This is a genomic window from Neobacillus mesonae, from assembly GCF_023715155.1.
Taxonomy (GTDB): domain Bacteria; phylum Bacillota; class Bacilli; order Bacillales; family Cytobacillaceae; genus Neobacillus; species Neobacillus mesonae_A.
Genome location: NZ_JAMBNQ010000011.1, coordinates 1 through 22,758, shown reverse-complemented (window position 1 = coordinate 22,758; position 22,758 = coordinate 1). Strand labels below are relative to the sequence as shown.

Annotated in this window: 24 protein-coding genes; 6 read left to right on the top strand and 18 right to left on the bottom strand. The window is 37.4% G+C overall.

What is annotated here, in order from left to right; all coding sequences use genetic code 11:
• Positions 1 to 128: 128 nt before the first annotated feature.
• The 3 genes from M3183_RS11505 to M3183_RS11495 all read right to left on the bottom strand — a co-directional run bounded on the left by M3183_RS11505 (position 129) and on the right by M3183_RS11495 (position 4,732).
• A complete protein-coding gene (locus M3183_RS11505) occupies positions 129 to 1,256 on the bottom strand; it encodes an ATP-binding protein (protein ID WP_251469908.1) in 1,128 nt (375 codons plus the stop codon).
• A gap of 168 nt (positions 1,257 to 1,424) precedes the next feature.
• Positions 1,425 to 3,719 carry a transketolase C-terminal domain-containing protein gene (locus M3183_RS11500; RefSeq protein WP_251469678.1) on the bottom strand — a complete coding sequence of 765 codons (2,295 nt, stop codon included), beginning with the start codon at positions 3,717 to 3,719 and terminating at the stop codon, positions 1,425 to 1,427.
• On the bottom strand, positions 3,719 to 4,732 hold the full coding sequence (locus M3183_RS11495) for a 2-oxoacid:acceptor oxidoreductase family protein (protein WP_251469675.1): 1,014 nt from the start codon (positions 4,730 to 4,732) through the stop codon (positions 3,719 to 3,721). The genes M3183_RS11500 and M3183_RS11495 overlap by 1 nt, the downstream gene beginning before the upstream one ends.
• 316 nt (positions 4,733 to 5,048) lie before the next feature.
• Here M3183_RS11495 and M3183_RS11490 point away from each other — a divergent pair, with 316 nt between their 5' ends.
• A complete protein-coding gene (locus tag M3183_RS11490; protein WP_251469673.1) occupies positions 5,049 to 6,806 on the top strand; it encodes a B12-binding domain-containing radical SAM protein in 1,758 nt (585 codons plus the stop codon).
• Between the two features lie 8 nt (positions 6,807 to 6,814).
• On the opposite strand, the gene M3183_RS27090 is transcribed toward M3183_RS11490, so the two are convergent.
• Positions 6,815 to 6,949 carry a hypothetical protein gene (locus tag M3183_RS27090; RefSeq protein WP_285879444.1) on the bottom strand — a complete coding sequence of 45 codons (135 nt, stop codon included), beginning with the start codon at positions 6,947 to 6,949 and terminating at the stop codon, positions 6,815 to 6,817.
• 2 nt (positions 6,950 to 6,951) lie between these two features.
• The gene (locus tag M3183_RS11485) at positions 6,952 to 7,113 is read right to left on the bottom strand and encodes a hypothetical protein (protein WP_251469671.1); all 162 of its coding nucleotides are present in this window, start codon (positions 7,111 to 7,113) and stop codon (positions 6,952 to 6,954) included.
• Between the two features lie 131 nt (positions 7,114 to 7,244).
• Between M3183_RS11485 and M3183_RS11480 the strand changes: the two genes are divergently transcribed.
• Entirely contained in the window at positions 7,245 to 7,598 is a 354-nt protein-coding gene (locus M3183_RS11480) for a DUF3905 domain-containing protein (protein ID WP_251469668.1), read from the top strand.
• Between the two features lie 145 nt (positions 7,599 to 7,743).
• Entirely contained in the window at positions 7,744 to 7,944 is a 201-nt protein-coding gene (locus M3183_RS11475) for an alpha/beta-type small acid-soluble spore protein (RefSeq protein ID WP_251469665.1), read from the top strand.
• Between the two features lie 40 nt (positions 7,945 to 7,984).
• Here M3183_RS11475 and M3183_RS11470 read toward each other — a convergent pair whose 3' ends face one another.
• From M3183_RS11470 to M3183_RS11460, 3 genes are all read right to left on the bottom strand, one after another.
• Positions 7,985 to 9,166 (bottom strand): anti-sigma factor domain-containing protein, encoded by a 1,182-nt coding sequence (locus M3183_RS11470; RefSeq protein ID WP_464513927.1) that lies wholly within the window; start codon positions 9,164 to 9,166, stop codon positions 7,985 to 7,987.
• Positions 9,163 to 9,912 (bottom strand): RNA polymerase sigma factor SigI, encoded by a 750-nt coding sequence (gene sigI / locus M3183_RS11465; RefSeq protein WP_251469660.1) that lies wholly within the window; start codon positions 9,910 to 9,912, stop codon positions 9,163 to 9,165. Before sigI ends, M3183_RS11470 begins: the two co-directional genes overlap by 4 nt.
• 169 nt (positions 9,913 to 10,081) lie before the next feature.
• Positions 10,082 to 11,662, bottom strand: a complete 1,581-nt coding sequence (locus M3183_RS11460) for a peptide chain release factor 3 (protein WP_251469905.1) — start codon at positions 11,660 to 11,662, stop codon at positions 10,082 to 10,084.
• A 225-nt stretch (positions 11,663 to 11,887) separates the two neighbouring features.
• Between M3183_RS11460 and M3183_RS11455 the strand changes: the two genes are divergently transcribed.
• Positions 11,888 to 13,591 (top strand): AAA family ATPase, encoded by a 1,704-nt coding sequence (locus M3183_RS11455; protein WP_396953718.1) that lies wholly within the window; start codon positions 11,888 to 11,890, stop codon positions 13,589 to 13,591.
• Between the two features lie 57 nt (positions 13,592 to 13,648).
• On the opposite strand, the gene M3183_RS11450 is transcribed toward M3183_RS11455, so the two are convergent.
• The 4 genes from M3183_RS11450 to M3183_RS11435 form a co-directional block, all read right to left on the bottom strand.
• Positions 13,649 to 13,780 (bottom strand): YjcZ family sporulation protein, encoded by a 132-nt coding sequence (locus tag M3183_RS11450; protein ID WP_251469656.1) that lies wholly within the window; start codon positions 13,778 to 13,780, stop codon positions 13,649 to 13,651.
• A 21-nt stretch (positions 13,781 to 13,801) separates the two neighbouring features.
• Positions 13,802 to 13,903 carry a YjcZ family sporulation protein gene (locus M3183_RS11445; protein ID WP_082193289.1) on the bottom strand — a complete coding sequence of 34 codons (102 nt, stop codon included), beginning with the start codon at positions 13,901 to 13,903 and terminating at the stop codon, positions 13,802 to 13,804.
• A gap of 155 nt (positions 13,904 to 14,058) precedes the next feature.
• Positions 14,059 to 14,481, bottom strand: a complete 423-nt coding sequence (locus M3183_RS11440; RefSeq protein ID WP_251469654.1) for a CotY/CotZ family spore coat protein — start codon at positions 14,479 to 14,481, stop codon at positions 14,059 to 14,061.
• A gap of 615 nt (positions 14,482 to 15,096) precedes the next feature.
• Positions 15,097 to 15,546 carry a CoxG family protein gene (locus M3183_RS11435; RefSeq protein WP_251469652.1) on the bottom strand — a complete coding sequence of 150 codons (450 nt, stop codon included), beginning with the start codon at positions 15,544 to 15,546 and terminating at the stop codon, positions 15,097 to 15,099.
• A gap of 237 nt (positions 15,547 to 15,783) precedes the next feature.
• Between M3183_RS11435 and M3183_RS11430 the strand changes: the two genes are divergently transcribed.
• Entirely contained in the window at positions 15,784 to 16,422 is a 639-nt protein-coding gene (locus M3183_RS11430) for a YczE/YyaS/YitT family protein (protein WP_251469650.1), read from the top strand.
• 173 nt (positions 16,423 to 16,595) lie between these two features.
• On the opposite strand, the gene M3183_RS11425 is transcribed toward M3183_RS11430, so the two are convergent.
• The gene (locus M3183_RS11425; RefSeq protein ID WP_251469648.1) at positions 16,596 to 16,790 is read right to left on the bottom strand and encodes an IDEAL domain-containing protein; all 195 of its coding nucleotides are present in this window, start codon (positions 16,788 to 16,790) and stop codon (positions 16,596 to 16,598) included.
• Between the two features lie 206 nt (positions 16,791 to 16,996).
• On the opposite strand from M3183_RS11425, the gene M3183_RS11420 reads away from it, so the two are divergent.
• A complete protein-coding gene (locus tag M3183_RS11420) occupies positions 16,997 to 17,845 on the top strand; it encodes an alpha/beta fold hydrolase (RefSeq protein WP_251469646.1) in 849 nt (282 codons plus the stop codon).
• Positions 17,846 to 17,886: 41 nt separating this feature from the next.
• On the opposite strand, the gene M3183_RS11415 is transcribed toward M3183_RS11420, so the two are convergent.
• From M3183_RS11415 to cccB, 5 genes are all read right to left on the bottom strand, one after another.
• Positions 17,887 to 18,486, bottom strand: a complete 600-nt coding sequence (locus M3183_RS11415; protein ID WP_251469644.1) for a response regulator transcription factor — start codon at positions 18,484 to 18,486, stop codon at positions 17,887 to 17,889.
• Entirely contained in the window at positions 18,479 to 19,615 is a 1,137-nt protein-coding gene (locus M3183_RS11410) for a sensor histidine kinase (protein WP_251469903.1), read from the bottom strand. Before M3183_RS11410 ends, M3183_RS11415 begins: the two co-directional genes overlap by 8 nt.
• A gap of 56 nt (positions 19,616 to 19,671) precedes the next feature.
• Entirely contained in the window at positions 19,672 to 20,688 is a 1,017-nt protein-coding gene (gene desA, locus M3183_RS11405; protein WP_251469642.1) for a Delta(5) desaturase DesA, read from the bottom strand.
• Between the two features lie 151 nt (positions 20,689 to 20,839).
• Positions 20,840 to 22,009, bottom strand: coding sequence for a tryptophan synthase subunit beta (gene trpB, locus M3183_RS11400; protein ID WP_251469639.1), 1,170 nt, complete (start codon positions 22,007 to 22,009; stop codon positions 20,840 to 20,842).
• A gap of 171 nt (positions 22,010 to 22,180) precedes the next feature.
• A complete protein-coding gene (cccB, locus tag M3183_RS11395; protein ID WP_251469637.1) occupies positions 22,181 to 22,552 on the bottom strand; it encodes a cytochrome c551 in 372 nt (123 codons plus the stop codon).
• Between the last annotated feature and the right edge of the window lie 206 nt (positions 22,553 to 22,758).

Here is a 22,758-nt window from a genome sequence, read left to right as displayed (position 1 = left end):
ATGTATAACTTTTATAAAGGGTTGTAAAGAGAAATTCGAACATTTCAAATATGAAGGGAAAGAGAAATTCGACTGTTAAATGATTGTTCCATAGAAAAGGGCAATCCTGTCTGCTGGATTGCTCCTTTTTAATTCATACTATTTTCAGCCTGGATGACAGAATTAAGGTCACTCGGAAGTGTAACATAAAAAACGCTTCCGTTTCCTTCTTCACTTTCGATTCTTATTTTCCCTTTATGTTCTTCAATAATTTTATAACTTACCATCAGGCCAAGTCCTGTTCCCCTTTCCTTTGTTGTGTAGAAAGGTTCCCCAAGTTTTTTTATTTTCTCTTTTGAAATCCCTGTTCCCTCATCTTGGATGGCAATATAGATTTGACCATCTTCTATTCTTTTTATTGTGACTGAGATCTTGCCCCCATTTGGCATAACCTCGATAGCATTTTTAATTAAATTGATAAAAACCTTTTTTAATTGGTTTGGTTCACAGAAAATAGGAAGATTTCCTTTCTCATAATTGGTGACAAATTGTACGTTATATAAAACTGCATGAGCATGCAATAAATCAATAGTCTCCCTCATAATTTGAATAATATCCTTTTCTTGAAACCGTATAGCCTGAGGTTTTGCCAGAAGCAAAAATTCGTTAATAATGGTATCGATTCGCTCGAGTTCTGCTGTGATTACTTGATAGTACATGGAATGCTCTTTCCTTATACTTCCTTCCAGCAGCTGTATGAACCCTTTCAATGCGGTCATTGGGTTTCGGATCTCATGAGCAATCCCTGCAGCAAGTTCTCCAATTACATTTAACGTCTCAGATTTTCGAAGCTGTTCCTGCATCGTATTTTTTTCAGTAATATCTTTTAAAACAGAAAAATTTAATCCTTCCGTAATATTAATTTTAGAATTACATTCAATAAATTTACTATTGCCATCCTGATCTTCGAAAATAAAGGTAGAAGTGTAACGGTGGTTTTTTAACGCCATATTGATATGATGGATGATTTCTGACACTTGTTCGTCCTTGGTTAAGAAAAAGTCCGATAATACTTGACCAATAAGCTGCTTTTTTGATTTGCCAAAGAGTTCTTCACCGGCAAGATTTATATCTACAATCCGTGAATCGTTATCCCAAAGGATCAGCCCATCAATTGAATCATCAAATATCCGTTTATATCTTTGCTGGTTCTCTTGTAAGAACCTTTCCCCATTCTCTTTTCCATTAAGAATAGTATTCTCCTGACCGAACTGCATTTTCACTTAGTGTCCCCCCGCTAACGTCCATATCAAGCAATAATATTAAATCTATTCGACATAAAGCGGGAAAATTCCTTTTTGGTATATAGTAATTTTTAATTTCTTTATAATAGAATTTTCTTAATAAAGAAAAACGCAAAGCGATTTGGCTTTGCGTTTGAGGTTTTATAGCATTGGATTTTGATGCTTGGCTTTTAGGCGCTGCCATCTTTTTTCGACTTCTTTTTCAAAATCCTCTAAAATTGGTTTGTTTTCCTCTTTTAATAGATGCTTTGTTTTCCCCATGTATTTAAGCCATTCAGATAATGGAATGCGTTTGTTTTTTTCTTCTGGATTATAAGTGATTGTAGTTATACCCTGTTCTACTTCATAAAGAGGGAAGAAACAGGAGTTTACTGCTGCTTCCACAATTTTTGTTCCATAACGATCATCGGACTTCCAGTTGAGTGGACAGGTAATCAATAATTTCCCGTAAACCGTTCCAACATTTTGTGCATACCACTGAGCTTTTGCACCTTTTTTTACTAAGTCCTGCGGGAAAGCTTCTGAACCTGTGAAAACATACGGCATATTTGTTGCTGCCATTATTTGGGCAGTATCTTTATGATGAAATGCTTTACCTTGCTGGGTTTTACCAACACCAGAAGTGCTGGTCATATGACCGATTGGTGTGGAATACGACATTTGAGAGCCTGTGTTCATATACCCTTCGTTATCATACTCAAGCATAATTAATTTATGCCCGCGCAGTGCAGTTCCAATTGCCGACCCCATCCCAATATCCATACCGCCATCACCTGTTATCATAACAAATGTGGCATCATCCGATACTTGTATTTCGCCTCGGCGTTTTAATTCCATAAATGCTTCAACTGTGCCTGATAAAGTTGCGGCACCATTTTGGAACAAGTTATGCATCATCGTTTGTTTATGTGATGTATGCGGGTAACCGGTCGTTGTAACATAGGCACATCCTGTTTGGAAAAGGGTCACAACATCTCCTTCAATCCCCTTAAAGAAGAGTTCTAAACCAGCAAATATTCCACAGCCTGGGCAGGCCCCGTGACCTGAAGCAATTCGTTTAGGCTTTCCTGTCAATGCCCTAAGCGGCGGTATTTTTACCTTTAATTTATTTGTTTCCTCATCCATTTTCACTTCAATCAAACCCGATTTAAATACATCCCCATGCTGCGGCAAAATCACAGGTTTAAGAATCTTTTCCGGATTGCCCGGGATATGGCCGTAATAATCAAAAGGCTTCTCTGCATACCCTTTTTCCATTGCTTCAATCGTCATTTCAAAAAGTTTGTTTGCATCACTTGCATAAAAATCCTTACCGCCCAGACCAAATACCCTGCTTAACACGATCGTTTTATTATGCTTATCATCTTGCAGAGCAGACTTCACTTCATGAGTTAGGTTTGGACCGTTTGCACCATAAGAATCGGCGCGTTCCCCAACTAGCAGTGCTTTTATATTTTTAACAGCCTCCCTGATTTCCTTGGCTGGGAACGGACGAATAATATTTGGACTTATGACGCCAGCTTTTATTCCTTGGGCACGAAGCTGGTCTGCTACATCTTTAGCTGATTCGGCTGCTGAATTTAATAGAAATAAAGCAACTTCAGCATCTTCCATTTTATATAAATCAAGCATTGGATATTCTCTGCCTGAAAGCTTCGCATATTCTTCGGCTGTCTCTTTAAATACTGCACCAGCATTGTACATGGCTTCGGATTGCTGGTAATGGTTATTGATAAAATCATTACCGCTCATATGTGCACCAATAGTTACTGGCTTTTTCGGATCCCTGGCAAAATTATAATTTGTTGGGCATTCTCCAACAAACTGCTGAACATCACGCCGGTCCTTAAAGTATTCTACCCGCCGTTTTTGATGAGAAGTAAAAAACCCGTCATAAGCAACAATTACAGGGAGGCGAACCTTTGAATGTTCTGCAATTTTAAGTGCCATAATATTCATGTCATAGACTGCCTGAGGGGTTCTTGCGGTTAAAATCACCCAGCCGGTGTTTAATGCATAGTAAAGGTCAGAATGATCCCCGCGTATATCCAGCGGACCACTGACTGAACGGGTAACTAAATTCAGTACCATTGGGAAACGGGTGCCTGACTGAACAGGCAGCTGTTCAAGCATGTATAAAAATCCGTTTGCACTGGTTGCGTTAAAAACACGTGCACCAGTGACAGCAGCCCCATAACAAATACCTGCAGAACCATGCTCGCCATCAGCTGGAATCAGCTTAATATCATGTTCACCGCGGGTTTTCATTTGGTCAAGGAACTGTGCAACCTCAGTGGAAGGAGTAATTGGGAAATATCCCATAATGTGATAATTAATTTGGGCAGCTGCCATTGCCGCCATTTCATTTCCCGATTCAAATGTTGAAACCTGCTCTCGTGTCCCCTGGGATATTACTTGATTTTCTGCCATTGCCATTAGAATCTACCTCCTGCCGCATAGGGAAAGTTCTGTTTTACCCGATTTTCATCTGCATAGCCTATCATTTCACGAAGATCGCCAAGCGCATCGGTTGGACATGCCTCAACACATTTTAAGCACCCTTTGCAATATTGATAATCAATCCCTTTAAGAAACATCTGTTTTCTGCCGCGCTTATCTTCCCCTTCCTCCCAGACAAAACAAAAGTCGGGACAAACATTGTCACATGCAGCGCAATGGATGCATTTTTCCTGTTTGAACTCTGGAAGAAATCCTTGTCTTGAACCGCTTAAATCTTTTAAAATACTATTTGCTGGAGCAGTGATAACCCCTCCTGCTTCTTGTGTCATATATCCCAAAAGCGGCTGCGGACGGGTAAAACTTTTACCTGAAGCTCCTTCTGGTACTTCATATGTTTTAAATTGTACCTCGTTATATCCTCTATCGAATGTACGAATGTTTGGTTCAACTAAATGTGGATATTTCTTTGTGAATGTTTTCCGAATTACATTCCTCATCGATTCCGGTTCAAGGAAATCACAAATTCGGTATAAAGCCCCAAGCATTGCTGTATTTACTTTTGTCTTTTCCTCCACAGCAATGGACAAGGCATCAATAATTGCCAGGGTACCATATTCAAGCTGTAAATCCTTTCTGACATCATCAAAATCTCTTGAAGTGTTTACCAGGACAATTCCTTCTGCATCAAGGCCGCTTACAACATTTACTGTTTTATATAAGGCTTCGTGAAAAACTCCAACAATATGAGGCTGTTCAATTGGACTGTGATCTCTAATTTCGACTTCCGGATCGCAAAAACGGATAAAGCTTTTTACGGGAGAACCTTTTTTCTCGGATCCATATGACGAGAAATTCGAACCACTCAAACCAAGGCTTAATACCCCTGCTTCTGCAAGCATTTTACCGGCTAAATTTGCCCCAAGGCCGCCAATCGATTCTAAACGAATTTCAAAAAAACCCAGTTCGTTTTTCTTTGGTAAAATAGACATAATATCCTTTCCCTCACTTTCGTTCAACAACGGCATCATAATGAATTACATTTTTTAGTACTTATCGATATTGTAGGGGAATTTAGCAAAAACGGCTGTGATAAATGTTAAACACCTGATAGTATTTTTTAATACACTTTTTTATATTCTCATTAATCCTTTGTCACACCTGAACTTCCATCTTTATCCTTTTATATAACAGATTTATTTATGTATTATAACAGGGTAGTGTTTTTTCAATTAGTGACCTTTTGTCTTTTTTCAGCAAAATAGGCTATAATTTTAATTGTTTTATCATTTTAAAGGAGTTTTTTTTATGAAAGTTATTTGTTCCACTTTGAACGCAAAATTTATCCACACAAATCTTGCTATACGGTATTTGAAGGCATATGCTGCTCCTGAATTTAATATTCATATTAAGGAATACACCATTAAGGACCCTGTATTGAACATTGTTTCGGACCTTTTTCAGCAAAAGCCGAATATCATTGGTTTTAGCTGTTATATTTGGAACATCGAAGAAACGCTTAAAGTTGTTAACATACTAAAGAAAATTGATCCTTCCGTCTATATTGTCTTAGGTGGACCAGAAGTAACGTATGACACTTGCTGGTGGATGGAGAATTATCCGGAAATTGATTTTATTGTAACTGGTGAGGGGGAACAAACCTTCAAACAATTACTCTTAGAAATTGAATCCTCATCGAAGGCATTTGAAAAAATTCCGGGTCTTGCTTATCGAAAAGATGGACAAGTATTGACTACATTACAAAGAAATAAGCTGGATTTGAAAGAACTCCCATCTCCCTATCGATTTAAAGAGGATCTTCCCAATCTAGGAAAGCGGATTGTTTATATCGAAACGAGCCGCGGCTGCCCATTTAGCTGCCAATTTTGCTTATCTTCAATTGAAGTAGGAGTCCGATATTTTGAACGAGAGAAAATTAAAGAGGACATTCGTTACTTAATGGCTAATGGGGCAAAAACAATAAAATTCGTCGATCGTACCTTTAATATCAGCAGAAGTTATGCAATGGAAATGTTCCGTTTTTTAATTGATGAACATCTTCCTGGTACTGTATTCCAATTTGAAATAACGGCAGATATAATGCGTCCAGAAGTCATTGAATTCCTGAACCAAGAGGCTCCGAAGGGCCTATTCCGCTTCGAAATCGGTGTTCAATCAACAAATGATTATACAAATGAACTTGTTAAGCGGAAACAAAATTTTGAAAAACTTAAAAGAACTGTCACCATGGTAAAAGAAGGACAAAAAATAGATCAGCATCTTGATTTAATTGCCGGTCTTCCTGAGGAGGATTACACTTCTTTTCGAAAAACCTTCAATGATGTATTTGAAATGAGGCCGGAAGAATTACAATTAGGTTTTTTAAAAATGCTTAGGGGAACCGGGGTCAGGATTCGTGCGGATGAACATCAATATCTATTTATGGACCATTCGCCATATGAAATTTTAAGCAACAATGTACTATCTTTTGAAGATATTGTAAGAATTAAACAGGTTGAGGATGTACTTGAAAAATATTGGAATGACCATCGTATGGATACAACAATCGAATATCTGGTAACAAATGTATTTTTAACTCCGTTTGACTTTTTTCAAGAGTTTGGCACCTTTTGGGACGATCAGGGCTGGTCAAGAATCGGACATCAGCTGGAGGATTTATTCCGCCGCCTAAGATCCTTTCTTGAGAAAAAATCAATTGCTCAACTTGATATTATTATGGGGTTAATGAAATATGATTACTTAAAAAATCACAAATACAAACCAAGAAAACCATGGTGGATTCCATCTTTTAACAAGCCAGAGCGTTCAGCTGTTTACAGTGAAATTATCGCAAATCCCGAACTGTTGGGCAAAACATTTGTTAACCTAAATTTGGATGAGAAGGAAATTTACAAGCATACCATGATAGAGAAGGTTTCCTTTGATTTAGGAACGTATTTATCCACAAATAATATTGTCCAGCATCCTTCATACTTATTGGCTTTCTTTGATCCAGCGAACGAACAAACTCTTATTTTTTCCACAGTTTTCATAAGCCGGGATTAGTCCCCGGCTTATTTTTTTCTTTTAGCTGTATTCTTCATATTACGATTTTTTGTTTCTACAAGAGGAACACCATTCACATCGCCATATTCAATAGAAAATTCCTCAACTGGCACCCGAGGTGGTATTTTACGGCGCCTTTTCATTTTCAACTTCTTCCTTTTTTCCCTTGTTTGGAGTTTCGATTAGCAAATCTTATTGCGTTGTTATTATCTGTAAACTCAGCTGAAAATTCACTTTCTTGAACGTTTTTACGCGGTGTTTTGGTATACTTTTCTACAGCATCAAACTCTGCCTTACGCTTCGCCATCAAGACATCCCCCTTTTTTTAAACTTACATTTTCTATTCTTAATCAAAAAATCTATATTATGCGTTCCCTAATTTTTCATAAATAAATTGTATCAGCTCTCGGGAAAATATAAATAAAAGAGGTGATTAGTATGAAAAAGAAAAGTAACCGTAAACTAGATAAAACCATAAGTATTGACGAGACACTGCCACACCAAATAAACGCTCCAAGTTTTAAAGGGACAGGCATTAACATGAAGGCCCCATTTGTCAATCAGCACGGCGTTGTCATTGGTGACAGCTTATATGCTTCTGAAAACTCACCGCTGGAAAATTGGACAGATGAAACAGATCCAGCCACCATGTCAGGAGATGAATGGGTCCATCCAACAAATGATATTGGCTGGAATACAACCGAAAACAGGGAATTACTTGAAAGCAAAAGAAAACCTCAAGGGGTCCCATTCATGCACCCAACAAAAGATGTTAGTAAGGGAACAGACTAAAAAATAAGCAAAACACATACACATCTTTTTCCAAAGAAGAAAATCTTAATTTAGCAAAACATTTCCACTTATGAAATGAACTCAGCTAATAAATAATAAGTTTACAGAGATAAATTTCTCTGACCTGAAAAGGAGTTGAATAATAATGGCAAATAGCAGCAATAAATTATTAGTTCCTGGGATTGAACAATATTTGGACCAGGTTAAATATGAAATAGCACAAGAATTTGGAGTTCAATTAGGTTCAGATACTGTTTCCAGAGCAAATGGATCTGTTGGCGGTGAAATTACAAAAAGATTAGTCCAGCAAGCTCAAGCTCAATTATCAGGACAAAATCAATCATAATTAAATAAATATGGAAAAGAGTCCGGCGGATGCCGGACTCTTATTTTTTGTGCTGAGGGTTTTGTGTTCCTTTATATCTTTGATGAGTGTTTTGCTTTATATTCTCCTTTGAGCGGTTATTTTGAAAATGACTTTGTTGTTTTCCATTGTTTTTAAAATGATTGCTCTGTTGGGAATTGTTTTGTTTCACACGGCCTTTTGTGTTATTTTGTCTTACTTTATTGATCTGTTTGTTTTGATTTTCTTTGATATGATTTGAATTTGAATTTTTTACATTTTTTTTTAGACTGCTGACTTGATCCTTTTTCATAGGCCTTTCTTGATTTATTGCTTTTTTTTGCTGTCCAACGTTTACTTTAGGGTTTCTTTCCAATTTTTTAGATTGCCCTGGAGGGATCTTTTTGCCATCATTTTGATTCTGTTTTTCCAGCTGATAATTTTTTATTTTTCCATCTTGTTTCTGACTTTGATTTTTTATTATATCTACAGGTGTATTCGACTGAGGCGTATTATTATTTTCCTTTTTGGGATTTTCATTGGTTGTTTTAATATTTTGTTTATTTGACTGATACTTTCCAGCTGTAATTCCCTGCTTATGTGCCTTTTTCAAAACCTTTTTTGTACCAGACAGTACAGTCAAATCCAATTGTTGTGAATGGATGGTTTCTTTTATCTCTTTTATATCTTGTTGAAGTTTTTCCTCAACATCATTCTTTCGTTCTTTTGTTCGAACTGTTGAGAAAATAACATGTTTGTTTTCTTTTAATGTGCCAGCTTTTTTCATTTCTGCCAGCAAAGATTTCATTAGTTCAGCTGCGTCCTGTTTCTTCCATTTTGAAAGCCGGGAAATTATCTTTTTTCCTTCCTCATTAAAACCGGTTAATTCAATAACCTGCATTTTGTCATTAACCCCAAGCTCTATACTGGGATTGACATCTATAGACATATACGCATAGGCTTTATCATTTTTATAAACCGGAAATAAGGAACCAAGAATAATCACCAGTAAAAATGAAGCAATCCACAGTGGTTTCATCCGAAAAGATTGGTTAAAGCGATGGATAAATGATGAATTTTTCTTATTGTCTACAATTGGATAAAAGAGTATTTCTTCACCAATCATATAGGCACCATCTTGTCTCCTTGCCCGTAAAAACTCTCCTTCAGGGGTTAGAAGCGTAAGAAAACTGTCTTCTATCTGCATTATTATTCCTTTTTTCACGTATCAAGCACCCCCTTAATATAATCCTTCATGTAGACATAATCACCAGACAAAATTAATGCAATCGCAATAATATATTTTCGATTCCGCTCAATCGTTTTCCGGCTCACATCAACTGTTTTTTCCAGTTTCTTAATAGGTAGCCGTTTTTTTTCAAACAGCAACTCTTTAAGTTCCTGGTTTTCCACTAATGTTTTAGCTACCAGTATTGCATTTTTTCTTGCATCAGCATGTTTCGGAGAATGTTCCACTAAATCATTTAAATTTAAGTCGAACGAAGAAAGTACCTGTTGAAATTGCAGTACTTCTTCTTTCCGAAGTATTTCATCATTCTTTTTTTGATAATCTTCAAGGGAGAGCTCATTAACAATAGCAATCCCTGGGGACTCTTCTTCATATCCATTATTAGTGAGGTCAATACTTACGCTATGCTGATTTTTTGATTGCTTTCGAATATAGTCTATTACTCTGCGTTTAATTATTATCTCAGAAAAGTTTAAAAGGGAACTTCCGCGCTCTGCTGAGTATTTTTCTATAGCCTCATTAAAGGCGATCAGCCCTATGCTAAATTCATCATCAGTTTCATAAATATATCTCTTACATACAGAAGAAACTGTCTTGGCAATAAAAGGTTTATACGCCTCAATCACTTCATTAAGCAGAGAGGTGTCTCCCTGTTGGATTAAGGCAACGGTTTCTTCTAAAGTTGGTTTCTTTTTTTTGGCCAAAAACAATAAACTCAGCATATGCTCACCTCTATTCGACCAATTATACCATACGATTTGGTCCTTTTGTGGGCAAGCATTTTCCTTTTCACTAAAGATTACGTTTACTTTACAAATTTGTGGGGGTTTATTAAAAGTTTTTTACAAATTTTTTTAGAAAAATAAAAATGACGGGAATTCCCGCCATCTTTTATTCATGCTGATCCATTGGATTATAAAGTTGAACATTTGGATTCTTGTCTTGAAACCATCGAAGGGCAAAATCATTTTCAAACAAAAATACATAGTGTTCATATCGGTCTTTCACTAACAAGCTTCTGGAACTTGAAAGATTTTCATCCACTACATCATTTTCAATCCAGCGGGCAATCTTTGAACCTAATCGTTCCATTAATACTTCAGCATTATATTCATTTTTCATCCTGTGCTCAAATACTTCAAATTGCAGCTGCCCAACAGCCCCCAACAAATACTCATCTGTTTTGACGGTTTTATAAAGTTGAATGGCCCCTTCTTGAACAAGCTGTTGAATCCCCTTATGAAATGATTTTTGTTTCATAACATTTTTGGCAGAAACCCGCACAAACAATTCAGGGGTAAATTGTGGTAATCTTTCAAACTGGAAGTCATTTTTCCCAATCGTCAATGTATCACCAATTTGATAGGTTCCGGTATCATAAAGACCAATAATATCACCGCTCACCGCTTCTTCAACTGTACTGCGTTCTTCTGCCATAAAGGAAGTGGACTGTGAAAGTTTTACCTGCTTTCCTAGACGAGGAATATTGACAGACATTCCCCTTTCAAATTTTCCGGAACAAATTCTTACGAAAGCAATTCTGTCACGATGTGCAGGGTTCATATTCGCTTGAATTTTAAATACGAAACCAGAAAATTCCTCAGATAATGGATCAATCTCGCCAATAGATGAATTACGCGCTTTTGGCGATGGAGCAAATTGCAAATAAGTCTCAAGAAACGTTTGTACACCAAATGCAGTCAAGGCGCTTCCAAAGAAAACTGGTGTCAATGTTCCATCTGCTACCCTGCTTTCAGAAAACTCATTTCCCGCTTCATTTAGGAGCATAATTTCTTCAAGTGTTTGATCGTATAGCCCCGTCGTCTTTATAGCATGCTCTCCTTCTATTTCACCATCATCATTTAATGGAATGAATCGTTCTTCCTCATTGCCGCGGAATTGTTCAATTCGGCTATAATAGCGATCATATATTCCAAGGAATTCTTTTCCCATCCCTATCGGCCAATTCATAGGATAAGATTCAATTCCAAGAACTTCTTCTAATTCCGCCAATAATTCAAGAGGCGGCTTACCTTGCCGGTCAAGTTTATTAATAAACGTAAAAATCGGGATGCCGCGCATACGACATACTTTAAATAGCTTAATGGTCTGATCCTCAATCCCTTTAGCAGAATCAATAATCATCACTGCACTATCGACAGCCATCAACGTTCGATAGGTATCTTCACTAAAGTCCTGGTGACCAGGAGTATCCAGGATATTTACTTGAAAATCATTATAGTGAAATTGCATCACACTGGATGTGACGGAGATTCCCCTTTGCTTTTCAATTTCCATCCAGTCACTTGTTGCAAATTTTCCTGTCTTTTTGGCCTTAACAGTTCCAGCATCACGAATTGCACCGCCAAATAGCAGTAATTTTTCAGTTAAAGTCGTTTTACCGGCGTCTGGGTGGGAAATAATCGCAAATGTCCGGCGTGATAATACTTCTTGTTTAAAATCGTTACCCATCATGTCTTCCTCTCTTTTGACAAAAATTTTTGTCCATAATTTTAATCTTAACGCTGACTCGTAAACATTTCAATATTTCAATGAATGGTCTTTATTTAATTGTTGATAAATATTTATATTTTTCCACTTATTCCCTTCACGCATGTCTTCCATCGATTCCCACATCCATTTTTCTGGAAGCTGTTTTATAATAAATTATGACTCTGGTTAAGGAGGATGATTCTATTGAATCGTACAAAATTAATTGTTTCAAAGTTTATTCCGTTATTTATAGCGCTTATTATAGTTATCGCCGGAAGTATTTGGTTTATTCAATCAACAAGTCATGAGATTTCTATTCCTTTTTCTTCTGTTGATAAATTAATTCAAGACCAGCATGGTCAAAAAATCGCTATTACTGAACAAGCAGACGGCAGCCTGTATATTGAAACGAAGAATGCAAAATATTCATCCCATGTGCCGCCTAACAGCCAAATGATTAGTAAATTAGTAGAAAAGTATAATATTGACTACTCCTATACAACCAGCAGCAGATATGGAAAGTGGATTTTGGGCGGTATTGTTCTGTTATTGGCAGGGTTAGCACTTACCCTTCGAAAAACAAAGAGCGGGTTTGGATTTACCTCTATGAAAAACAGTGTTGCCAAATCCCAGCCGCTTCCAACCATCAGTTTTCATGATGTCGGTGGTCTCGGTGAAGAAATGAAAGAGGAAATTCTACAAACGCTGTCGACATTAAAAGAGCCTGAGCGTGCCCTAAGATTGGGCATAAAACCGCCAAAAGGAATACTTTTATACGGTCCTCCCGGGACAGGAAAAACCCTTCTTGCCCAAGCGATGGCCAAGGAATTAAATGCATCATTTTATTCTGCCAGCGGTTCTGCATTTAATGAACTATTTGTTGGTGTCGGTGCAAGCCGTGTCCGTTCATTATTTCAAGCTGCAAGAAAACAAAAGCCTGCAGTCATTTTTATCGACGAAGTAGATGCATTAGCTGGTAAGAGAAAAGCACATGGCGGTGAAGAATCGGAAAAAACGCTGACAGAGCTTCTGGTACAGCTTGATGGCGGCCATTCCAATGATGGAATTCTTTTTATAGCGGCAACAAACCGTAAAGATATGCTTGATGATGCTTTTTTACGCCCAGGACGAATTGACTTCAGCTTCCAAGTGCCGCTTCCAGATACAAAAGGAAGAAAAGAAATTATTGATATTCACACTAAAGGAAAAGCACTTGCTCCTGAGGTCATTGCTTCATTGGATGAACTAGCGGAAAGCACTTCGGGATTCTCAGGTGCCGAACTGCATTCTTTATTTGAAAATGCAAGCAGACGAGCTGCACGAATGGGACACGATGTAGTTGAGAAAGATGACCTGGATTATGCTTTAGACAGGACCATTTTGGGAAGTACTTCGCGTACGTTACAGGACCTTGAAACGAAACGCCGTGTTGCCATTCATGAAGCAGGACATGCCCTTGTTGCTTCTGTAACAAAACCTGGGTCTGTTAGAAAAGCAACAATTATTCCTCGTGGTGAAGCACTTGGATATGTAGCACCAATTCCTAAAGAGATGCATTTATCCACCACAAGTGACTTACTTGACCGCATTGCCATGATCTTGGCTGGCGGTGTTGCTGAAAGAATGCATTTAGGTGAGCATAGTATCGGTGTCGGCGGTGATGTTCAGCAGGCTAAACAGATTATTGAACAAATGGTTGAAACCGGAATGCTCCAAGACGGATTTACAATAACATTTATCAGTAAAGATAAAGAAACTAAAATGCAGGAATTATTTACAAAAGCTCTTGAAAAAGCCGAGAATTTAATACAGAGTTACCAAGAGCAATACCAGAACTTGGTAGAGGCATTATTAAAAAAAGAAACTTTAGAAGGATCTGAAGTTGAAGAAATTGTTTGGATGAAATAATGATACCCAAATACAAAAGACCCGCTTGATACGACAAGCGGGTCCTTTTTCAATTTTTTAGTAATAGCACGCTGCACCTACAATAATTAAGAGGATAAATAATACGACGATTAAAGTAAAGCCGCCGCCGTAACCAAATCCCCCTCCATATCCAAAGCCGCCGTAGCCGAAGCCTCCATATCCAAACATATAGTTACCTCCCTTTATACTTTAATAAAATCCGCCAACCCAAGAAGCACCTACAATAATTAATAAAATAAACAGAACAACGATTAACGCGAATCCAGCTCCGTATCCACCTGCTGCAGTCATTTACTTTACCTCCTTTTTTAGAGTCAATATATCCTATTCATGAAAATAAAAATGTGCGATAGACACTTATCCAAATTACCTGGTTTTCAAAAAAAGAATAAGCCCAATCTTAATAGGCTTACTGGATACATTTTGTAAATTTTATGAACCCTTTTTTAACATTTTGGTTCAATAATCGGCAATGGCCGGTCGACTAATTTAGGAGATAATGGTTGAATTGCACAGAAACAACTTAAATCAATGATTAGGCAATTATCCGTTTTTAACAATGAATAAACTTCCTCACAAAGATCAATCGGACAGCCATCCATATCAACAGGTTCCAGAAGTGAAAGGGTTGCACAGCAATGTTTTGTGTCGAGTTTTTCCAGCCTGAAGACCGGAGTAACAAAACACTTGCCTTTTCCATTTATGCCAAAGGCTTCAAAGCGGCATTTTTGATTAGAGAGAATAAATGGGATTGTGTCATATCCTATAGATTCGCACACAAAGCGAAAATCTTTGAATGACAGTTTTCCCTGCTCCTCTAAAAGCTGCTGCATCTCAGAGCAGAAGCAGCTTTCCTTATGCCTATCCATTCCTATCCCCCTCCCTGTTCAATCTCAATTCACCTTATTTTAGGATATTCTATTCAAGATAGATGGTATAGGCATCCTTCATAATAATTTGTAAAGGAACAAAAACTACTTTACATTAGGAGGGCAAACAATGGATTAACAATGCAGCACACCCGCTTTCTCACTTATCGAATAGCGTGTGCAATCTTATTGTATTAACAAGGTTTAATGGTGTTTTTAATGATTTTTTCACATAAGGAATTTCGGAGTACATCAAAAAGGAAAAAAATTTATTGAAGGGTATATGGATTTGATCTGATTTATAGAAAGCGGGGATTGTAAGGGGACGGCGTGTTGTTCTAACAATTAAATTCGAGCAGCCCATCTCATTGGTTACTCATAATGGTGATCCATTTAACTAATTTAAGCCGCCAATTGTCTTGATTGGCTTCCCTAGATGCTTGATTCACTCAGATTCAGCTTCCAATACTAAATGTTATTTATCCTTAGAATTTAGTAAAAAAACGTGCGAATGAACCATGATTTTAACGGTTATTATTGGTCTGCCCCTCATAAGTAAACTCTTCAGCAATAAATCTGAAGAGTTTGTGTACTGTTTGTTATTTTATAAGACCGTTACACGCTTTTTAAATTTCCAAGGGTGGTACAAATTGTTTCCGCCATTTCTTCCACTGCTTTAGGGAGAGCTGCTTCCAATTTAGAATTTACTACATTCCCAATTTTCCCAGTTGCATTTACTTCAAGGAATCCAGTCAGTTTTGTCCTGTTTACATTAATCGCCCTAGCCTCGAAGTATCCTTTTCCAGTGTACTTTTCGCTTTTTCCTTTTAAATCAAAGCTCACTCTGTTAGGCTCCTGCCATTCTGTTATATCAAGGATTAAACTTATTTTCTTTTTTAACAGGCCGATATCACTTTTAAATTCCCATGTAGACTGCCTTTCCGTAATCTTTTCATGGTGAATGTAATTTGGTACTAACGGAGCCCAATTATCCATATCCTTGACAAAGTTCCAAATTTGATCAATAGGAAGATCTAGTTCAACTTGATGTGTCCCGCTTGGCATGCTTCCCCTCTTTTCATATCATAATAGAACCTTCGAATGTTTAAAGGCCTTTTTAAAAGATATATGTCAAAAAATCAATTTTAGAAGGTTTTCATGATTTCGCTCTTCATTCAGATAACTATTTTTTCATATTAAATCAGCCATTCATCATTGAAAAAATTGGAAGAGTGCTTTATGATAAAATGGCAGATTTGAAAATTCAGAAAACCTGATGTGTTAGAAGCAGGAGGTACTTGGGTGAGACTGTTTCAGTATCTACTATTTTTTTTAGGGCTAATCTTTTTTGGACTGGGTAATGCTATCGCAGTAAAGGTAAAATACATCGGGCTTCACCCATGGGAAGTTCTTAATGTTGCACTTTATCAGCATTTCGGATTTACGATAGGCACCTGGGGTGTTGTTTGCGGTCTCGTTCTAATTCTAATCTCTTTCTTTATTGATAGAAGATATATTAATATTGGAACATTTTTAAATGCCATATCTATTGGGCCTATAATGGACTTTTTTCTATGGCTGGACATTTTACCAAAAGCCTCAAATACATGGATTGATTATTTGATACTTTTATGTGCCATTGTTATCACCGGCATAGGCGGCGGTATGTATGTGGCTGCAGGGATCGGCGCTGGTCCGAGGGATGGTTTTATGTTATCTATTTCCGATAAGACCAAATTATCAGTCAGTTATGCCCGAATAATCGTTGAGAGCCTTGTATTGATTATTGGCTTATTATTAGGCGGCCCAGTATTTATTGCCACGTTTGTGTATACATTTATCCAAAGTCCTGTTTTTCAGCGCTCATTAAAACTATTTAGAATCCTTGTTAAGGCTGTGAAGAAGAAAATGGATAAAGGCAGGCACAGCGTTGCATTATAATGACCCAAATAAAATTTAGGACTATAACATCCATTAAAGGGACAAAAAAGCTCTGCTGTCAGAGGTTTTGCAGCAGAGCTTTTTCATATATAAAGAGTTTAACTACAGGCCAAGAGACCCCGTCCAATTTGACAGGGTCCCTTATTTCCAAAGTCAAATTTGTTAGCAGTCCATTAAGAAATCTTTTTCAATTCTTCTGTTAAAAGAAGGAATCGTGCCTTATTTCCTTCTTTTAGTGTCTTGTCGATTTCCTTTAGAATCTTCTCCTTTTTAAACTGGGTAAGGGCATGTTTTAAAAACATCTCTGCAAACTCAGAATCCGTCATCTCAATTGGCTGTTGTGGTGAATGAAGTAACTTCTTTTCCATTGGAAATCAACTCCTTGAGCTTTTTTTTATTATACTAGTATTTTTCAGAAAATTCAACCATTTTATTGAAAATTTTTTAAAAAAAATTTTGGTAATGCTTCTTGCATTATCCTTACGCCTTTTTTTCAGCCATGAATGGTGTAAAGATATAAAAATTGGGTACATTAATCTCATCAATTTTAATGAAACTCAGGAGTGAAGGATAAATGGAACAAGAGGTATTTTCCGGTCACAAAACGGTAAATAACATAGCTGTTTATTATGAATTCTATCCTAGACCATCGTCCAGCAAGACATTTGTCCTGCTTCATGGTTTTCTTTCATCCACGTTTACGTTTCGCCATTTGATTTCTTTATTAAAAAAAGAATATCAGGTACTTTCTATTGATCTTCCCCCATTTGGCAAAAGTGCAAAATGCAATCAATATGTATATTCTTATAAAAATATAGCTGAAACCGTTATTAAATTAACTGATTCATTTGATTTGAAAAAAATGATTTTTATCGGCCACTCTATGGGCGGGCAAATTGTTTTAAATATATTGCATTTAAGACAGGAACTTGCTGATAGAGCGATCCTGCTATGCAGTTCAGCGTATTTAAAAAGGTCAAAAATCCCGCTGATTTTAACTAGTTATCTGCCTTATTTCGATCGATTTGTGAAATATTGGTTTGCCAGAACAGGAGTAAGAAGAAATTTGCAGGATGCCCTCTATAATCAATCTATTATTAATGAGGAAATGATTAACGGATATCTGGAACCGTTTTTAAAGGATGAGATATTTAAAGCCCTGACGAGAATGATTCGTGACCGTGAGGGAGACCTTCCACGTAAAATTCTCAATCAAATAAAAACACCGTGTTTATTAATTTGGGGGGACCATGATAAATCCATACCGTTAAAGTTTGGAGAAAAACTCAAAAAAGATCTAACTAATTCCGAACTGATCGTTCTTAAAGAGACTGGTCATGCTATCCCTGAGGAACGGCCAATAGAGATATTTGAATATATAAAGGGGTTCCTAGAAGGGGAAGCCATTGCGGCCGATCATTAATTTAAATGGTCAGGCCGCGTATTGTACAAGGTCATTAAGTCTTATTTAAACCAGCCTTTTTCTTTAAATTGGGTTATAGCCTCAATTCTGTTTTTTACCTCAAGTTTATCAAGAATAACGGATATATAATTTCGAACAGTTCCGGTCTTTATACGCAGCTCTTCAGCAATTTCCTTCGTATTTTTCCCATCAGCAATCAGTTCGAGCACCTCTTTTTCACGATCTGTTAATGGATTTTCTTCGCCATACACATCATCCATTAGTTCTGGTGCATATATTCTCCTGCCTGCCATAACACTCCTGATTGCTTTTGCCAGTTCATCACTTGGACTGTCCTTTAACAAATACCCGCTCACCCCTGCCTTTAGGGCACGCTGAAAATAACCAGAGCGGGCGAAGGTTGTTAAAATAATCAGCCTGCAATTTAATCCTTTCAGTTCTTCTGCCGCCTCCAGCCCGGTTTTTCCAGGCATTTCTATATCCATTATGCAAATATCAGGGCTTAGCTTTTTAACCAGCGCTACCGCCTCATTACCATTAGATGCAAGCCCAATTACTTCCATATCCTCTTCTAAATTCAACAAGGATCCAAAGGCCCCCAAAAGCATTTGCTGGTCTTCTGCAATCACTATTTTAATCATTTTCTCCCTCCTTCACACCTGGTTTAACATCATTGGGAACCTTTATGATTAAAGTCGTTCCTTCATTGGTATAAAGCTCAAGATTCCCATTAATGAACTCAAGACGCTCTCTCATACCAATCAATCCATTACCATCTTCCAATGCCCCGTCTATTTTATTAAAATTCCCATCGTCCATTACCTTCATCACTACTTCTTTCCATGTCTGATTTAAGGTAATAACACAATGATCTGCACCGCTGTGTTTAACGACATTATTAACCGCCTCTTTTAAACACATGCTTAAAATATTCTCGGTTAACAAGGAGATCTTTTTAGGTGAAAAATCACCTTCTATTTCTAGGTGAATTTGGGCTGCCTGGAGCATTTGCTTAACTCGCTGCAGTTCATCCTTTAACCGAATCCCGCGCATGGATGATACCATTTTTCGTACTTCACTTAAAGCCGTACGTGCAGTCTGCTGTACATCCTTTAATTCACATTTAGCTTGTTCAGGGTTTTTGGTGATCAGTTTCCTTGCTAAATCAGACTTCAAACCGATTAAAGAAAGCTTTTGACCTAATGTATCATGAAGGTCACGGGCAATCCGATGACGTTCTTCTAATTTAACAAGCTCTGAAATCCGTTTGTTGGCATCTTCCAGCTTTTCTTCCAGCTGTCCCCGCTCTTTACGGTTATGAATGCTAAAAGGGAGGAGGATCACACTTACCCAGATAATAATTATAAAGGGCAGCTGCTGTAAAAATAGTTTTTCATGCATAACAATCCCATAGTTGATGGAGACGGAGGTACTCAATAAATGTATAAAATATAAGGTAAAAAAGGCAACACGGTCTTTTATGTTGCCAAGAAAGTAAGCTAAGAAAAAAGCAAAATAAACATAGCTGAAAAGGCTGGTAGCTGTAATTGAAATCGCAATCAAAATCATTGTCCAAAGATAGACCGGCCAGCCCTTTGAGATAAATGCTATCCGGTAAAGAATAAAGAAGGTTAATGTGAGCAATATTCCAAGAACGATTTGAATGGTTGAAGGTGCTTGAAAAATAAAGTAAAACGGCAAAATACAAAGAACTGTCCATATATATGGAGCTATGCCGTTACTTCTTTGAAATGTAAAATACTTTTTTATAGTTGGCTCCAATTCTTTTTTCACATGAATCACCTTCTGTTGTTTACCTTACGTCCTTATCCCTTAATACTATTTATTCTAAGGGAAGACTCTGCTTCTCTAAACCTAACAAATTTCCTTTGCTGTTCATCCCATAAATGGAACTTCAGAGAAGATAAGCTGGTTTTAAGTGTTATGGTTGGTACATACTGAAGCGGCGGAGTATTATTATGGGCCTCTTCCAGCTTATAATTAGGCACCCTTGGGCTTAAGTGATGTACATGGTGATAGCCAATATTACCAGTCAACCATTGAAGCAGCTTAGGCAATTTATAATAGGAACTTCCCTCCACAGCAGCTAGAACAAAATCCCATTCTTTATCCTCTTCAAAATAGGAATCTTCAAATGTATGTTGGATATAAAACAGCCAAATACCAGCAGAACCGGCAAGCAAGAAGATAGGTCCTTCTACTAGCAGAAAAGACTGCCATCCTATCCACCAGCACATTACCCCTGCAATTGCCATGATGGATAGATTTATCAGATACGTATTCCATTTCTCATTCAATCTTGCCCCTTTTCGGTTGAATCGATTTTTAATTAAAAACACATAAATGGGACCTAAAATAAACATGACAAATGGATTGCGGTATAAACGATACTGCAGCTTTTTCCACGCAGAAGCTTCCATATATTCCCTTACAGTAAGAACCCATATATCTCCTGTTCCCCTCTTATCAAGATTACTGCTGGTTGCATGGTGAACAGAATGGTCATGCTGCCACTGGCTAAAGGGAAATAACGTCAGAATCCCGGTTAATGTGCCAAGTATTTTATTTGCCTTCCGGCTCTTAAAGAAAGAGTAATGGCAGCAATCGTGAAAAATAATAAAGCTCCGCACCAGGAAACCTGCTGCAGCCACAGCAAACACTAATGTAAGGAAATATGAAATGGAAAGGCTTTTATAGCCTAAAAACCAAAAAACAAAAAAGGGTACAATTGTATTTAATATTTGCCAAATACTCGCTATTTTATTTGACTTTTCATATGGAGCCATCTGTTTTCGCAAATTTCTTTGTTTATCATTCATCATGAACAGAATTCCCTTCCACTATTTGATACTAACATTATAGTGGAAGAAAAAAGATCTTTGCAGACATACATGTCATGCCCAAAACATGACAAATGTCATATGATGTCTAATTAAAAGGGCGACTCACATTGAATCGCCCAAAAAAACATGGTTATTTTTTGTTTATCATGCCAAAAACTTGTTCAACATCTTTGTCTCCGCGCCCAGAAAGATTGACAATTAAAACATCATTAGGAGTCAATTCTTTTGCCAATTTAACTGCATAGGCAACCGCATGTGAGCTTTCAAGAGCAGGAATAATTCCTTCTACCTTACTTAACATCTGGAATGCTTCTAATGCCTCCTGTCCTGTTACAGTCACATATTCTGCCCTGCCGCTAACTTTTAGGAAACTATGTTCCGGGCCGACGCCGGGATAATCTAAACCTGCTGCAATGGAGAACGTTGGTTTGGGCTCGCCATTTTCATCAAGAATCGTAATGCATTTAAATCCATGAATGACTGCCGGAACACCTTCTGTTAATGTTGCGGCCTCCGCAGGCTCAACACCGACTAAACGAACATCTTCTTCATCAATATAATGAGCAAATGCGCCAATGGCATTACTTCCACCTCCCGTACAGGCAACAACGGCAGTTGGAAGCTTTCCTTCTTTTTCTAGGATTTGACGTTTTGACTCTTCGCTAATGATTGATTGAAAATGTTTAACAATCGATGGATATGGATGTGGACCGACTGCTGATCCTAATAAATAAAAAGTAGTTTTATAATTCCGGACTAAGTCATCTAAAGCCTCATCCACTGCATCCTTTAAACGTCCCTGCCCTTTTGTCACAGGTATAACTTTTGCTCCTAATAATTCCATCCGGAATACGTTTAAAGCCTGCCGTTCTGTGTCTACTTTCCCCATGTAAATGACACATTCCATGCCGAACATTGCACAAGCTGTTGCAGTAGCGACACCATGCTGTCCAGCACCGGTTTCTGCAATAATACGCTTTGCACCCATTCTTTTTGCCAATAATATTTGTCCAATCGCATTATTGATTTTATGGGCACCCGTATGGTTTAAATCCTCACGTTTCAAATAAATTTTTGCTCCCCCAATTTGCTTAGTTAAATTTTCAGCAAATGTTAAAGGATTTTCCCTGCCGATATATTCTTTCAAATAATATTGATATTCATTAATAAATTCCGGATCATCCTTGTATTTTAAAAATTGATTTTCTAATTCATTTAATACAAGCTGTAAATCTTCAGGTACAAAACTCCCTCCAAATTCTCCGAAATATCCTTTTTTCTCTGCACTTGTTAATTCCATACTAAGCTCGTCTCCCTTAAAACTAAATTCAATTAGTCCAAATTGTTTCTACAGCGACTAATTATTATGAATAATATTAACACTTTCTCTTCACTCTGGGAACTATTTTGCAAAAATTTGGTATAAAAAAACCAGGTAGGCATTAAAAATTACCTCTCTGGTTTTTTTCATTTATTTTTTTGCCGCCAGCCAAGTTGCTACGGCATCAGCATCAGCATCAGAAAGATTTTGAGGCGGCATTTGTCCTTGGCCTTTATGGATAATATTTAAAATATCATCCTTTGAGTGTGTAGAACCAATCTTTGTTAAGTTAGGACCCACACCGCCTTTTAAATCACCGCCATGACATGCTGCGCAAGTTCCTTGGAATACTTTTTCACCATCTGCAGCTGTGTTTGTTGCTGGTGCTTTTTCCTCTGTTTTGTCTGTTTGTTCAGTTGTGGTGTCATTGTCTTGTGTTGTGTCCTTATCATTTCCTCCACCGCATGCTGTCAGAGAAAGCAGAAACATACAACAAATAACACCATATAACATTTTCTTCATTCAATTTCACCTCCATTAAAATTTAGATTTTGTTATTTTTCTCTTCAATATACACATCCAAATAATCCATGATTTTCTTCAAAAAATAGAGTAGGCGCATGAAAAAATTTCATGCGCCTCTCACAGATCCGTACGTGCGGGTCATCGCATACGGCTCCTCCATGCTTATCCCCGCTGGGGATGTAGCTCATTGTAAATGTCTAAAA